The organism is Streptomyces sp. SudanB52_2052 (assembly GCF_964272415.1).
GTDB classification, from domain to species: Bacteria; Actinomycetota; Actinomycetes; order Streptomycetales; family Streptomycetaceae; genus Streptomyces; species Streptomyces olindensis.
In genome coordinates, this window is record NZ_OZ186796.1 from 5,069,663 (window position 1) to 5,083,470 (window position 13,808).

13 protein-coding genes are annotated in these 13,808 nt (G+C 71.4%); 6 read left to right on the top strand and 7 right to left on the bottom strand.

From position 1 onward, the window contains the following. Window positions 1-120 precede the first annotated feature (120 nt). The gene (locus ACSUPV_RS22610; RefSeq protein WP_037759498.1) at window positions 121-975 is read left to right on the top strand and encodes a hypothetical protein; all 855 of its coding nucleotides are present in this window, start codon (window positions 121-123) and stop codon (window positions 973-975) included. Between the two features lie 69 nt (window positions 976-1,044). Here the strand turns inward: ACSUPV_RS22610 and ACSUPV_RS22615 are convergent, their stop codons facing one another. The 3 genes from ACSUPV_RS22615 to ACSUPV_RS22625 all read right to left on the bottom strand — a co-directional run bounded on the left by ACSUPV_RS22615 (window position 1,045) and on the right by ACSUPV_RS22625 (window position 5,024). Continuing rightward, window positions 1,045-3,438: an HAD-IC family P-type ATPase gene (locus ACSUPV_RS22615; RefSeq protein WP_436948370.1), complete on the bottom strand. Its 2,394-nt coding sequence runs from the start codon at window positions 3,436-3,438 to the stop codon at window positions 1,045-1,047. A gap of 132 nt (window positions 3,439-3,570) precedes the next feature. Then, window positions 3,571-4,416, bottom strand: coding sequence for a class I SAM-dependent methyltransferase (locus ACSUPV_RS22620; RefSeq protein WP_037759503.1), 846 nt, complete (start codon window positions 4,414-4,416; stop codon window positions 3,571-3,573). A gap of 314 nt (window positions 4,417-4,730) precedes the next feature. Next, on the bottom strand, window positions 4,731-5,024 hold the full coding sequence (locus ACSUPV_RS22625; protein WP_436948372.1) for a DUF2530 domain-containing protein: 294 nt from the start codon (window positions 5,022-5,024) through the stop codon (window positions 4,731-4,733). A gap of 116 nt (window positions 5,025-5,140) precedes the next feature. Here ACSUPV_RS22625 and ACSUPV_RS22630 point away from each other — a divergent pair, with 116 nt between their 5' ends. Next, a complete protein-coding gene (locus tag ACSUPV_RS22630; protein WP_031113624.1) occupies window positions 5,141-6,589 on the top strand; it encodes an NCS2 family permease in 1,449 nt (482 codons plus the stop codon). On the opposite strand, the gene ACSUPV_RS22635 is transcribed toward ACSUPV_RS22630, so the two are convergent. Then, the gene (locus ACSUPV_RS22635; RefSeq protein WP_037759507.1) at window positions 6,559-6,792 is read right to left on the bottom strand and encodes a ribbon-helix-helix protein, CopG family; all 234 of its coding nucleotides are present in this window, start codon (window positions 6,790-6,792) and stop codon (window positions 6,559-6,561) included. The genes ACSUPV_RS22630 and ACSUPV_RS22635 overlap by 31 nt on opposite strands. A gap of 149 nt (window positions 6,793-6,941) precedes the next feature. On the opposite strand from ACSUPV_RS22635, the gene ACSUPV_RS22640 reads away from it, so the two are divergent. Both ACSUPV_RS22640 and ACSUPV_RS22645 read left to right on the top strand, forming a co-directional pair. Beyond that, window positions 6,942-7,379, top strand: coding sequence for a MarR family winged helix-turn-helix transcriptional regulator (locus ACSUPV_RS22640; RefSeq protein ID WP_031113621.1), 438 nt, complete (start codon window positions 6,942-6,944; stop codon window positions 7,377-7,379). 27 nt (window positions 7,380-7,406) lie between these two features. Then, on the top strand, window positions 7,407-8,783 hold the full coding sequence (locus tag ACSUPV_RS22645; RefSeq protein WP_436948374.1) for an MFS transporter: 1,377 nt from the start codon (window positions 7,407-7,409) through the stop codon (window positions 8,781-8,783). Between the two features lie 44 nt (window positions 8,784-8,827). Here the strand turns inward: ACSUPV_RS22645 and ACSUPV_RS22650 are convergent, their stop codons facing one another. Then, window positions 8,828-9,349 (bottom strand): GNAT family N-acetyltransferase, encoded by a 522-nt coding sequence (locus ACSUPV_RS22650; protein ID WP_436948375.1) that lies wholly within the window; start codon window positions 9,347-9,349, stop codon window positions 8,828-8,830. Window positions 9,350-9,374: 25 nt separating this feature from the next. On the opposite strand from ACSUPV_RS22650, the gene thpR reads away from it, so the two are divergent. After that, window positions 9,375-9,947 (top strand): RNA 2',3'-cyclic phosphodiesterase, encoded by a 573-nt coding sequence (gene thpR, locus ACSUPV_RS22655; RefSeq protein ID WP_031113616.1) that lies wholly within the window; start codon window positions 9,375-9,377, stop codon window positions 9,945-9,947. A 216-nt stretch (window positions 9,948-10,163) separates the two neighbouring features. Here thpR and ACSUPV_RS22660 read toward each other — a convergent pair whose 3' ends face one another. Together ACSUPV_RS22660 and ACSUPV_RS22665 are read right to left on the bottom strand one after the other, a co-directional pair. Further along, window positions 10,164-11,156 carry an aldo/keto reductase gene (locus ACSUPV_RS22660; RefSeq protein WP_436948377.1) on the bottom strand — a complete coding sequence of 331 codons (993 nt, stop codon included), beginning with the start codon at window positions 11,154-11,156 and terminating at the stop codon, window positions 10,164-10,166. A 46-nt stretch (window positions 11,157-11,202) separates the two neighbouring features. Continuing rightward, window positions 11,203-11,961 carry a hypothetical protein gene (locus ACSUPV_RS22665; protein WP_359790170.1) on the bottom strand — a complete coding sequence of 253 codons (759 nt, stop codon included), beginning with the start codon at window positions 11,959-11,961 and terminating at the stop codon, window positions 11,203-11,205. Window positions 11,962-12,118: 157 nt separating this feature from the next. Between ACSUPV_RS22665 and ACSUPV_RS22670 the strand changes: the two genes are divergently transcribed. Further along, window positions 12,119-13,744 carry an amidase gene (locus ACSUPV_RS22670; RefSeq protein ID WP_436948379.1) on the top strand — a complete coding sequence of 542 codons (1,626 nt, stop codon included), beginning with the start codon at window positions 12,119-12,121 and terminating at the stop codon, window positions 13,742-13,744. Window positions 13,745-13,808: the final 64 nt, after the last annotated feature.

The following is a 13,808-nucleotide window of genomic DNA, read 5'->3' on the forward strand; positions in this document are numbered from 1 at the left end:
GTCAAACATCACGGATGACATGGCAAAACCCGGACCGCGCCCTACAACCCGGCGGGGGGCTCGTGGATCTGATCACGTGAGTCAACAGACTCCACGATCACTTCTCCACCTGGGGAACACATGCACATGCGAGCCACCGTGGCCGCCGTCGCCGGCGCCCTGACTCTTTCCGCCCTCGTCGTCCCGGCCGCCCAGGCCGCCGACGCCCCGTCCGGCAAGGCGGCCTTCAGCTCCGCAGCCGCGGACGCCGACTCGGGCAGCACCGCGTCGACCCTCGACGTCACCTTCTCCAACATGAAGGTGAACAGCGGCAAGAACATCGTCGTCGGCACCACGAACGTGGTCAGCTTCCCCGTCACCTACACCGTGACGCACCCGGCCGACCTCGACACCAGCTCCGACAACTTCGCCACGGGCCCGCTGATCTACCACGGCTCCTCGATCGACACCGCGGACAACCTCTTCATCAGCGACGAACCGGCCACCTGCACCGCCGCCTCGTCGACCGTCCTCAACTGCAAGGGCGTCATCAGCATCCGCCCGGCCGACGGCGACCTGTACAACTCCGACGCCGGCACCTGGGGCGCGGGCGCCCTCGCCGTCACCAGCGACGGCGACCAGAAGGAGCAGGGCGGCCTGGGCACCACCAAGGTCCAGCGCTACTCCAAGCTGACCGTGAACGCCGGCCCCGAGCCCGTCTACAAGGGCAAGACGATCACGTCCACCGGCAAGCTGTCCCGCGCCAACTGGGAGGACAACGCCTACCGCGGCTACACCAACCAGCCGGTCAAGCTCCAGTTCCGCAAGGCGGGCACCAGCACGTACACCACCATCAAGACGGTGTACTCCGACCAGTACGGCAATCTGAAGGCCACCGCCACGGCCCAGTACGACGGCTACTGGCGCTTCAGCTTCGCCGGCACCACGACGACCCCGGCGGTCAACGCCACGGGCGACTACGTCGACGTGCGCTAGGACCGGCCAGGCCGGGAACAGGACCGGCCAGGCCCGGAACAGGACCGGCCAGGCCCGGAACAGGACCGGCTAGGCCGGGAAGCGGCGGTCCACCCACTTCCATGTGAACTCCAGGGTGGCCGCCGCCACCACGGCGATGCCGACCGCGATCCACGGCATCGTCATCCCGACCAGCTTCAGCGCGAAGAACTCCTGGAGCCACGGCACGACCAGCACCAGCAGGAACGCCCCGGCCATCGCGGCCACCAGCGCGATCCGCCACCAGGTGTACGGCCGGGCGATGATCGCCAGCACCCAGATCGAGATGAGGAACAGCGTCAGCGTCGCCGCACTGGTCTCCGCGTCCAGCGCGCCCGCGCCCGTGTAGTGCTGCCGCGCGATCAGATACGTCGCGAACGTCGCCACCGCGGCCACGATCCCGCCGGGGATCGCGTACCGCATGACCCGCCGCACGAAGTTCGGCTTCGCGCGCTCCTTGTTGGGCGCGAGCGCCAGGAAGAACGCCGGGACGCCGATCGTCAGCGTCGACAGCAGGGTCAGGTGGCGCGGCAGGAACGGGTACTCGACCTGCGAGCAGACCACCAGGACGGCCAGCAGCACCGAGTACACCGTCTTGACGAGGAACAGGGTCGCCACCCGCGTGATGTTGCCGATGACCCGGCGCCCCTCGGCCACCACCGACGGCAGCGTGGCGAAGCTGTTGTTCAGCAGCACGATCTGCGCGACCGCCCGGGTCGCCTCCGAGCCGGAGCCCATCGCCACGCCGATGTCGGCGTCCTTCAGCGCTAGGACGTCGTTCACGCCGTCACCGGTCATCGCGACCGTGTGCCCGCGGGACTGCAGCGCCCCCACCATGTTCCGCTTCTGCTGCGGGGTGACCCGCCCGAACACCGTGCCGTCGTCGAGGGCCCCGGCCATCCCGTCCTGGTCGGCGGGCAGCCGCCGCGCGTCCACGGTGGTCCCGGAGAGCCCCAGCTTGGCGGCGACCGCCCCGACCGACACTGCGTTGTCGCCGGAGATGACCTTGGCCCGGACGTTCTGCTCGGCGAAGTAGCGCAGCGTGTCGGCGGCGTCGGGCCGCAGCCGCTGCTCCAGCACGACCAGGGCGGTGGGCTTCGCCCCCTCGGCCACCTCGGGATCGTCCAGGTCCCGCTCGACCCGGGCCAGCAGCAGCACCCGCAGGCCCTGCTCGTTCAGCCGCTCGGTCTCGGCGAGGGCCGGGTCCTCCTCGGGCAGCAGCACGTCGGGCGCGCCCAGCAGCCACGTGCTGCTCTGCCCGTCGTCCTCGCCGAACGCGGCGCCGCTGTACTTGCGGGCGGAGGAGAAGGGCAGGGCCTGTGTGACGCGCCAGTCCTCCACGGCCGGGTAGGTGTCGATGATCGCCTGCAGCGAGGCGTTCGGCCGCGGGTCCGACGCGCCGAGGGCGCCGAGCACCTGCCGGACGTACGTCTCGTCGGTGCCCTGGAGGGGCCTCAGCTCGGTGACGTCCATGCCGCCCTCGGTGAGGGTGCCGGTCTTGTCCAGGCAGACCGTGTCGACGCGGGCCAGGCCCTCGATCGCGGGCAGCTCCTGCACCAGGCACTGCTTGCGGCCGAGCCGGATGACGCCGATGGCGAAGGCGACCGACGTGAGGAGGACGAGCCCCTCGGGGACCATCGGGACGATGCCGCCGACCGTGCGGGCCACGGAGTCCTTGAAGGCGTTGTCCTTCACGAACAGCTGGCTGATGATCAGCCCGATCGCGGTCGGGACCATCATCCACGTGACGTACTTCAGGATCGTGGAGATGCCGGAGCGCAGCTCGGAGTGGACGAGGGTGAACCGGGACGCCTCCTCGGCGAGCTGCGCGGCGTACGCCTCACGGCCGACCTTGGTCGCCTGGAAGGCCCCGCCGCCCGCGACCACGAAGCTGCCGGACATCACCTGGTCGCCGGGGCGCTTGAACACGGGGTCGGCCTCCCCGGTGAGCAGCGACTCGTCGATCTCCAGCCCGTCGGCCTCGACGCAGACGCCGTCGACGACGACCTTGTCGCCCGGGCCGATCTCGATCAGGTCGTCGAGGACGATCTCGGAGGTGCTGACCTGTCCGGCGGCCCCGTCCCGGCGGACGGTGGGCCGCACCTCGCCGATCAGCGCGAGCGAGTCCAGCGTCTTCTTCGCCCGCCACTCCTGGATGATCCCGATACCGGTGTTGGCGAGGATCACGAAGCCGAACAGGCTGTCCTGGATCGGCGCGACCACCAGCATGATCAGCCACAGCACGCCGATGATCGCGTTGAAGCGGGTGAAGACGTTGGCCCGGACGATGTCGACGGTGGAGCGGCTGCTGCGCACCGGCACGTCGTTGACCTGGCCGCGCTCCACCCGTTCGGAGACCTGAGCACTGGTCAGGCCGGTCTCGCGTGAGGTGACCGTCGCCGGCCGCGCGGAGTCGGGCCGGGCACCCGCGTCGAGATGCGTCATGCATTCGACGGTACGTGCGGATTTACGGGTTCACCTGCCGAATGCGCGGAAGATCCGACCTGGGAAGGACGGACTTCGTGCCGTGGTCGTACGGCAGTTGTACGCCGTCGGACCCCGGTGCCGTTCCGCTCGTCAGCCGGCCCGGCGGGCGGTCAGCAGCAGGTACTCCCAGTCCAGGACCGTCCCGCCCTGCCCGGTCCCGAGGTCGGCGTCGCGGGCCAGGGCCGCCAGGTCGCGGTCGAGGGCGGCGACGCGGTCGGGGTCGCCGGCGATGCTCTTGTAGACGGTGATGGTCGGGCCGTAGCGCTCCTTGAAGTAGTCGCGGAACATCTCGGGCGTCGCGAAACGCTCGACCCGGACGGTCCGGCGCTCGGCGCGCACGTCCGTGACCCGGTCGCCGAGGAGCCCGCGCACATGGTCCTCGTCGCCCCACAGCGGGGGCGGCTGGGCGCCCGGTGGGGGCGGTGGCGCGTACGGCTTCATGGTGGCGAACATCCGCCCGATGAACCCCTGCGGCGTCCAGCTCAGCAGCCCGATGGTGCCGCCCGGCCTGCACACCCGGACGAGTTCGTCGGCGGCCCGCTGGTGGTGCGGGGCGAACATGACCCCGACGCAGGACAGCACGGTGTCGAACTCCGCGTCCCCGAAGGGCAGCGCCTCGGCGTCGGCCTCCTGCCAGGTGAGCCGCGCGCCCTGCCGCTCGGCCACGCGCCGGCCCGCCTCGAACAGCTCGGGGGTGAGGTCGGAGGCGACCACGTCCGCGCCGGCCAGGGCCGCCGGGATCGCGGCGTTGCCGGAGCCGGCGCCCACGTCCAGCACCCGTTGGCCCGGACCCACCCCGCACGCCTCGACCAGGATCGCGCCGAGGCTGGGGATGATCTCGGCGGCCAGGGACGGGTAGTCGCCCTGGGCCCACATCGCCCGGTGCTTGGCCTTCAGCGCACGGTCGGCCTCGGCCTCACTGTTCTGCATCGTCATGGCTGCGCTCCTCACCGGTCGGCCGGCGCTTCCGCACGCCGGGTCGCGAGCGTTTTCCGCCGCCTCTTTCGAGCGTAGGGAGGGGGCGCGAGTGTGTCTTGCCGGGCGGCCTGTGCGGCTGGGGGGCGCGTCTTCGCCTGCGCCGGGTGGTGGGTCGGGGCCGCGCCGGGGGGTGTCCGTCCTCGGAACGGCGCGATGGGGTTGGGTACCGACTCGCTGTTCGTTGACGCGCCAACCGCTGCGGGCGGACACCCCCCGACACGTCCCCTTGCGTCGTCCGGCGGGTGCGGGCGCGTTCGTCGCCCCCCCGGGGCCTACCGCGCCGAGGGAGCCGGAGGGGTCGGGGGAGCCGAAGGGGTGCCCTGCGCGGCCGCCCGCTTGATCGCGGCGTCGCGCTTGCGGACGTACCAGATGCCGATCAGGCCGAGTCCGCCGCCGGCCAGGCAGGTCCACACCCACCAGGTCTGCCCGCGGTCGTCGAACCAGCCGTAGAAGGGGAGCTGGACGAGGAAGAGGACGAACCACAGGATCGTGCCGCCGGTGATGGTGGCGACCACGGGGCCCTCCAGGGGCTCCGGCGCCTCGTGTCGGGGGGTCCACTTCGCCATGGGGACAGCTTACGAGGCGATCAGGTCTACGCGCGGAGATGGCCGAGTGGGGCGTTATATGTTCATACTGAAACGGTTTGTGTCTGACCACTTCTCTTCGTAGGAACCCCCAAAACATGTCCTCCTCGGCTCCCGCCAAGGTCCCCGCCCCTGAACAGCCGGGAGCCGGGCCGTACGGCGCGCTGGACCGCTTCTTTCGCATCTCCGAGCGGGGCAGCACCCTGCCCCGCGAGGTGCGGGGCGGTCTCGCCACCTTCTTCGCGATGGCCTACATCATCGTGCTGAACCCGATCATCCTCGGCAGCGCCAAGGACATGTACGGTGACCAGCTCGACAACGGTCAGCTGGTCACCGCGACGGCGCTGACGGCCGCGTTCACCACCCTCCTCATGGGCGTCATCGGCAACGTCCCGATCGCGCTCGCCGCCGGCCTCGGAGTGAACTCGGTCGTCGCCCTCCAGCTCGCCCCGCGCATGTCCTGGCCGGACGCGATGGGCATGGTCGTGCTCGCCGGGTTCGTCGTCATGCTGCTGGTCGCCACGGGCCTGCGCGAGCGCGTCATGAACGCCGTCCCCTACGGGCTGCGCAAGGCCATCTCCATCGGCATCGGCCTGTTCATCATGCTGATCGGGCTCGTCGACGCCGGTTTCGTCTCCCGGATACCGGACGCCGCCCAGACCACCGTGCCGCTCCAGCTCGGCGGCGACGGCCACCTCAACGGCTGGCCGGTCCTCGTCTTCGTCCTGGGCGTGCTGCTCACGCTCGCGCTGATCGTGCGCAAGGTGTCCGGCGCGATCCTGATCTCGATCGTGGCCATGACGGTCGTCGCGGTGGTCATCAACGCGGTCGCGAAGGTGCCGAGCTGGGGCCTGACCACGCCCAAGTGGCCCGGCAACCCCGTCGCCAGTCCCGACTTCGGGCTGATCGGGCAGGTCAGCCTGTTCGGCGGCTTCGACAAGGTCGGCATGCTCACCGGCGTGCTCTTCGTCTTCACCGTGCTGCTGTCGTGCTTCTTCGACGCGATGGGCACCATCATGGGCGTCTCCGACGAGGCCAAGCTGACCGACGGCGAGGGGCAGATGCCCGGCATCAACAAGGTGCTGTTCGTCGACGGCCTCGCGGTCGCCGCCGGCGGTGCCAGCTCGTCGTCGGCCACCACCGCCTTCGTCGAGTCCACGGCGGGTGTCGGCGAAGGGGCCCGGACCGGCCTCGCGAACGTCGTCACCGGCGGTCTCTTCGCCATGGCCCTCTTCCTGACGCCGGTCGCCACCATGGTGCCGTCCCAGGCGGCCACCCCGGCGCTGGTCGCGGTGGGCTTCCTGATCCTGGCCGGCTCGGTCAGGGAGATCGACTGGGCCGACCACACGATCGCGATCCCGGCCTTCGTGACGATGCTGATGATGCCGTTCACCTACTCGATCACCAACGGCATCGGCATGGGCTTCATCACCTTCGTGGTGCTGCGCCTCGCGGCCGGACGGGGCCGGGAGGTGCCGACGGCGATGTACGTGGTGGCGGCGGTGTTCGCGTTCTACTACCTGATGCCGGCGCTGGGTCTGACCTGATCCTCGTCGCCCGCGTCGGGTGACCCGTAGAACCGCTCCGTCTCCTCGACGGCGGTCTGGAACCGCTCGTCGAAGTCATCTCGAACGAGCGTCCGGACGACGTAGTCCTGGACGCTCATTCCCCTCTTCGCGGCGTGGTGCCGGAGCCGTTCCAGCAGGTCGTGGTCTATTCGTAGGCTGAGCACACTGGTCCCCATGACCATGAGGGTCGCGGCACCCTTCGGTCCGGTGTGTCGCGTTCCGCCAGCGGATCACCCATATGAGTGATGTCACGGTTCAGTGGCGGGGGTCACGGCCGATCCGGGGTGTTCCCATTGGTCTTTAGCGAGAGTAATGAGTTACGCTAAAGAACATGCCGGACCTCAGCCATGGCGACGACGTAGCCGCCGTGAACGCCCTCCGCTCCGCCGTGATGCGGCTCTCCCGTCGGCTCAAGCACCAGCGGGTCGACGAGTCGCTCAGCCCCACCGAGATGTCGGTGCTGGGCACCCTGTCCCTGTGCGGCAGGGCCACCCCGGGCGAACTCGCCCGCAAGGAGCACGTGCAGCCGCCGTCGATGACCCGCATCGTGGCCCTGCTGGAGGCCAAGGGGCTGGTCCGGCTGGAGCCGCACCCCGAGGACCGGCGCCAGAAGGTCGTCACGCGCACCGAGCAGGCCGAAACGATGCTCGAGGAGAGCCGCGCCAAGCGGAACGCATTCCTGGCCTCGCTGGTGGAAAACCTCGACGAGGACGAGTGGGCGAAACTTCGCGCCGCCGCCCCCGTACTGGAGAAGCTCGCGCATCTGTAAGTCGTACGTCGCAAGGAGGCGAACCCTTTGAGTTCGGGACCCGGAGCAGCTTCCGTCCCCGCACCTGAACCCCACGACTCCCCGCCCGCCTCCGACCCACCCGCCGGCCGACCCGCCCGCAAGTCCTCGATGTTCTCCTCCCTGAAGGTGCGGAACTACCGCCTCTTCTTCATAGGGCAGGTCGTCTCCAACATCGGCACCTGGATGCAGCGCATCGCCCAGGACTGGCTGGTCCTCAGCCTCACCGGCTCCTCCGCCGCCGTCGGCATAACGACCGCCCTGCAGTTCCTGCCGATGCTCCTCTTCGGCCTCTACGGCGGTGTCCTCGTCGACCGGCTCCGCAAGCGGCCCACGCTGCTGGTGACGCAGTCCTCGATGGCGCTCACGGCGATCGCCCTGGCCGTCCTCACGCTCACCGGCCACGTCCAGGTGTGGCACGTGTACGTCGCCGCCTTCGCGGTCGGTCTCGCCACGGTCGTCGACAACCCGGCCCGGCAGTCCTTCGTCTCCGAGCTGGTCGGCCCGAAGCAGCTGCAGAACGCGGTCAGCCTGAACTCAGCGAACTTCCAGTCGGCCCGCCTGGTCGGCCCGGCCGTCGCGGGCATACTGATCACCGGCGTCGGCACCGGCTACGCCTTCCTCCTCAACGGCCTGTCCTTCATCGCGCCGCTCACCGGCCTGCTGCTGATGCGCGCCCGCGAGCTGCACGCCGTCGAGCGCGCCCCGCGCGGCAAGGGACAGCTGCGCGAGGGCGTCCGCTACGTCACCGGCCGCCCGGAGCTGATCTGGCCGATCGTCCTGGTCGGCTTCGTCGGCACGTTCGCCTTCAACTTCCCCGTCTACCTCTCGGCCTTCGCGGACGACGTGTTCCACGCGGGCGCCGGCGCGTACAGCATGTTCAACACGCTGATGGCGGTCGGCTCGGTCGCGGGCGCGCTGCTCGCCGCGCGGCGGGGCACGGCCCGGCTGCGGCTGCTGATCGCGGCGGCGATGGCCTTCGGCGCACTGGAGATACTGGCCGCGACGATCCCCACCCTGTGGATGTTCGCCCTGCTGATGGTCCCGCTGGGCCTGTTCGGCATGACGGTCAACGTCACGACGAACACCAGCATCCAGATGTCCACCGACCCGGCCATGCGCGGCCGTGTCATGGCCCTCTACATGATGGTCTTCCTCGGCGGCTCCCCGGTCGGCGCCCCGATCGTGGGCTGGATCACCGACACCTACGGTGCCCGGATCGGCCTGGCCGCCGGCGGGGCGGTGGCGGTCCTGGCCGCGGCCGTGATCGGCCTGATCCTGGCCCGGGTCGGCAACCTCCGCCTGTCGATCGGCTGGCACCGCGGGCATCCCCGGGTGCGGTTCGTACCCCGGGAGCAGCAGGAGCAACTGGCTCCCGCCGCATAGCGGCGCGGGGGGCGCGGGAGGCCGCCGGGCCGGTGCCGGGCGGCCTACACCCTGCGGGCCAGCAGCCGGCCGGGCCAGTCGTTCTCGCCGACCGTGAAGGACTGGACGGGGGTGAAGCCGTTCGTCTCGTAGTAGCGGACGAGTTTGCCGTCGTCCCCGGCGTAGCAGTCCACGCGGAGCAGGGACACCCCGGCCCGGCGGGTCTCCTCCGCGGCGTGCGTGAGGAGGGCGCTGCCCACGCCGTGCCCCTTGAAGCGACGGTCGGAGGCCAGCCAGTGGATGTAGCGCTCGGGCTCCCCGGCCGGTGCGAGGTCCGACAGGTAGGCGCCGGGCGAGTCGGTGAGGGTCAGGGTCGCGGCCGGGACGCCGTCGGCCTCGGCCATGTACACGCTGCCCTCCGCCATGTACCGCCTGACCGACTCCACCGTCTTCGGGCTCTGCGACAGGGGCTTCGTCCCCCACTGCCCGGTGCGCCCCTGCGAGACGAGCCACTCCACACAGCTGTCGAGCATGCCGAGTATCGCGGGAATGTCGTCCGGCCCGCCGTCCCTGATGGTGATCTCCATGGCCTCATGGTGCCAGGCTGGCGCCATGAGACTCTTCGCCGCCGTGCTGCCCCCCGACGAGGTGCGTCGTGAACTCGGTGCCGTGGTCGACGCGTTGCGCGCACTGCCCGGGGCGGACGGGATGCGCTGGACCGGCCGGCCCGGCTGGCACTTCACGCTCGCCTTCTACGGGGAGGTCGACGACGGACTCGTGCCGGAGCTGTCGGCCCGGCTGGAGCGGGCCGCGCACCGGACCCCTCCCTTTCCGCTGGCCGTGCGGGGCGGCGGCCAGTTCGGGCACGGCAAGGCGCTGTGGGCCGGCGCCGAAGGCGACCTGGCGACCCTGCGGCTGCTGGCCGAGCGGGCGGAGGCGGCGGCCCGGAAGGCGGGGCTGCCGATGGGGGAGCACCGGCGGTACAAGCCCCACGTGACCGTGGCCCGGAGCCGGGACGCCCGGGACGTGCGGGCCTGCCTCGACGCGCTGAACGCCTTCGTGAGCCGGACCTGGACCGTCGACGAGCTGGTGCTGGTGCGGAGCAACCTGCCGACGTCGGGTGTGCCGGGGGAGCAGCCCCGGTACGAGGCGGTCGGGCGGTGGGCGCTCGGGAGCGCCGGTTAGGCTCGGTGTCGTGGACCCGAAAACCCGTAACCGGATCATGGCCGGTGTGCTTGTGCTGATGCTGCTGGTCGTCGCCCTGGCTTCTCTGCTCGGGAGGTAGGCCGGCCGGGGGGGAACTGAGGACGGCTGTTCCCCGGCCGCGGGCCGGTGGGCGCCGGTCGCGCCCACGCGGCGGAGCCGCATGTCAAGAACAGCCCCGCGCCCCTTCAGGGGCACCTACCAGGCGAAGGCCTCCGGGCTCGGGCCCGGGCCCGGGAAGATCTCGTCCAGGCCCGTCAGGAGCTCCTCGGACAGCTCCAGCTCGGACGCCCGTACGGCGGAGGCGAGCTGCTCGGCCGTGCGCGGGCCGACGATCGGGCCGGTCACGCCGGGGCGGGTGAGCAGCCAGGCCAGGGCGGCCTCGCCGGGCTCGACGCCGTGCTTGTCGAGCAGGTCCTCGTAGGACTGGATTCGCGCGCGGGTCGCGGGGTCGGCGAGTGCGTCGGCGGCGCGGCCGGAGGCGCGGCGCCTGCCCTCGACCTCCTTCTTGAGGACACCGCCCAGCAGACCGCCGTGCAGCGGCGACCACGGGATGACACCGAGGCCGTACTCCCGCGCGGCCGGGATGACCTCCATCTCGGCACGCCGCTCGGCGAGGTTGTACAGACACTGCTCACTGACCAGCCCGATGGTCCCGCCGCGCCGGGCGGCGATCTCGTTGGCCTGGGCGATCTTGTAGCCGGGGAAGTTCGACGACCCGACGTAGAGGATCTTGCCCTGCTGGACCAGGACGTCGATCGCCTGCCAGATCTCGTCGAACGGGGTGTCCCGGTCGATGTGGTGGAACTGGTAGACGTCGATGTGGTCGGTCTGCAGCCGCTTGAGGCTGGCGTCGACGGCCCGCCGGATGTTGACGGCGGAGAGCTTGTCGTGGTTGGGCCAGGCCGGGCCGTCGGCGCCCATGTTGCCGTAGACCTTGGTGGCGAGGACGACCTTGTCGCGTCGACCCCCGCCCTTGGCGAACCAGGTGCCGATGATCCTCTCGGTACGGCCCTTGTTCTCGCCCCAGCCGTACACGTTGGCGGTGTCGAAGAAGTTGATGCCCGCGTCCAGCGCCGCGTCCATGATGGCGTGGCTGTCGGCCTCGTCGGTCTGCGGGCCGAAGTTCATGGTGCCGAGGACGAGCCGGCTGACCTTGAGTCCCGTGCGTCCGAGCTGCGTGTACTCCATGACGTCCTAGCCAACGTCTTGAAGTGCGCTCCAAGCAAGCACGCCCTCATGCGAGCGTGCTCTCCTCCACGTTCTCCGTCCGGCCGTACAGCACCTGCTCGTTGACCTCCAGGTCGTTGACCAGGCGCAGGCACGCCGTGATGCCGCGCCCCACCAGTTCGCCGGCGACCTCGCCGTACTCGATCTGGAACAGCAGGTTCGGGGCCCGCTCGTCGTGGGCCCGGCCCGCCGGGTCCCGCCAGGTGCCGACGGCCCCGATCTCGGTGGCGGCGCGCAGCATGAAGGCGACGGTGTGGGCCTTGTCGCGGGGCAGCGTGAGGGTGAGCAGCTCGCGTTCGACGCGGTCGAGGACGACGCCGTCCGCCGGTTCCCCGAACAGCAGGGCGTAGAGGAGGTCCTTGGCCTCGCGCAGGAGGCCCTCACCGGCGGGGGAGCGGTGGGCCGGGGTGATGAGGGGGCCGCCCTTGGGGGGCGGGGTGAGGAGCAGGCCCTCGGCCTCCAGGCGGTCGCGGGTCCAGGACGTGAGGCGGCTGACGCGCTCGTCCAGTGCCGCGTGGTCCAACTGCCAGGAGCGGATGCGGTCGAGACGCCCGGAGCGGTCCTCGTCGGACTCCGCCGGCCGGGGCTCCCGCGATGGGCGCGGCCGCGGTACGAACGACTCGTCGGGCAGGCGGGCGAGGAGTTCGTCCGCCAGCCACTCGGCTGGCTGCCGGAGCAACTCCTCGCGCAGCCGGCTGCGGAACTCCCCGCGCAGTCCGTCCGCCACCCGCCGGGCCAGTTCCTCGACCGTTGGTTGTGTCGCCATGGAGGGGACCGTAGGGCGGGACGGGAGGAGACGGGAGCGGGCGGTGCGCAAACCCCACGTGGGGGTGAACCTCCCCTCGCGCCGGGGGACGGCACCCGGTACGAATCGGGTGGCAGCCTCAGCGATTCGAGCCGCTCACGTCCCTACCGTGCTGGTCATGAGGACTCCCGCGTCACCCACCCCGCGCCGCACCGTGCTCGCGCTCGGCACGGCCGCCGCGGCCACGCCGTGGCTCGGCCCGGCCACGGCCCGGGCCCGCACCGGCGGCCCCGAGGGCTCCGCCGGCACCGCACCAGGAGAACCGGACGAGCCGGGCATCGACGAGCTGCGCCGCCGCATGGCCGACGGGCGCCTCGACGCCGAACGCCTCACCCGCCACTACCTGGAGCGCCTCGAGCGCCTCGATCCGCTCCTGCACTCCGTGATCGAGGTCAACCCCGACGCTCTGCGCGAGGCCCGCCGCCTGGACGCCCGGCGGCGCGCCCGGGGGCCGCTGCACGGCATGCCCGTCCTGCTGAAGGACCTGGTGGAGACCGCCGACCGGATGCACACCACGGCCGGCTCGTTCGCCCTGGAGGGGCTGCGGCCGGCCGCGGACGCCACGGTCGCCGCCCGGCTGCGGGAGGCCGGTGCCGTCATCCTCGGCAAGACCAACCTCAGCGAGTGGGCGGGCGGCATGTCCCTCACCCACCACGCCGGTTGGAGCGCCCGCGGCGGCCAGACCCGCAACCCGTACAAACTCGACCGCTCCCCGAACGAGTCCAGCTCCGGTACGGGCGTCGCCGTCGCGGCCGGCCTGTGCGTCGCCGGCATCGGCACCGAGACCAACGGCTCGATCATCGACCCGGCCTCGGCGAACTGCGTGGTCGGGGTGAAGCCGACCGTGGGACTGGTCGGGCGCGGCGGTGTCATCCCGGGCGTGCCGAGCCAGGACAGCGTGGGCCCGATGGCGCGCACGGTCCGGGACGCGGCGATCATGCTCGGCGTGCTGGTGGGCCTCGACGACCGCGACCCGGCGACGCGGGCGGGCCGCGGCCACCACCACCGCGACTACACCCGCTTCCTGGACGCCGACGGGCTGCGCGGCGCCCGCATCGGCGTGCCGCGCTCGGTGTACTTCGGCTACGACCACCACGCCGACGAGATCGCCGAGCGGGCGATCGCGATGCTGCGCAAGGGCGGTGCCACGATCGTCGACCCGGCGGACATCCCCACGGCCGAGCGCCTGGAGGACCTGCCGAGCTCGGTGGTGGTGCAGGTGTACGAGATCAAGCGGGCGCTGAACGCGTACCTCGCCGCCGCGCCCGGCGACCACCCGCGCAGCCTGCGGGAGTTGATCGAGTTCAACCGCGCACACGCCGACCGGGAGCTGCGCTACGTACGGCAGGACGGCCTGGAGACCGTGGAGAAGCTGGAGTTCAGCGCACGCGAGTACCGGGAGGCCCTGGCCCTCAACCACCGGCTGTCGCGCGCCGAGGGCATCGACGCCGTACTGCGCGAACACCGGCTGGACGCCCTGGTGATGCCGACCTGCGGCCCGCCCGCCAAGATCGACCTGGTCCGCGGCGACGCCCACGGCGGCGGCTCCTCCACGCCCGCGGCCCTCGCCGGCTACCCGGCGATCAGCGTCCCCGCCGGGTTCGCCTTCGGTCTGCCGGTCGGGCTGACGTTCATGGGCACGGCGTGGAGCGAGCCGACGCTGCTGCGGCTGGCGTACGCGTACGAGCGGGCGAGCCGGGTGCGGCGGCCACCGGCCTATCGGGCGGCCGACGTGGGGTTCTGAGGGGTGTGGCCGGTTCGTGGGGGGAAGGTGCCCGGCGTAGGTGACCAGAACACGGAGGAAACCG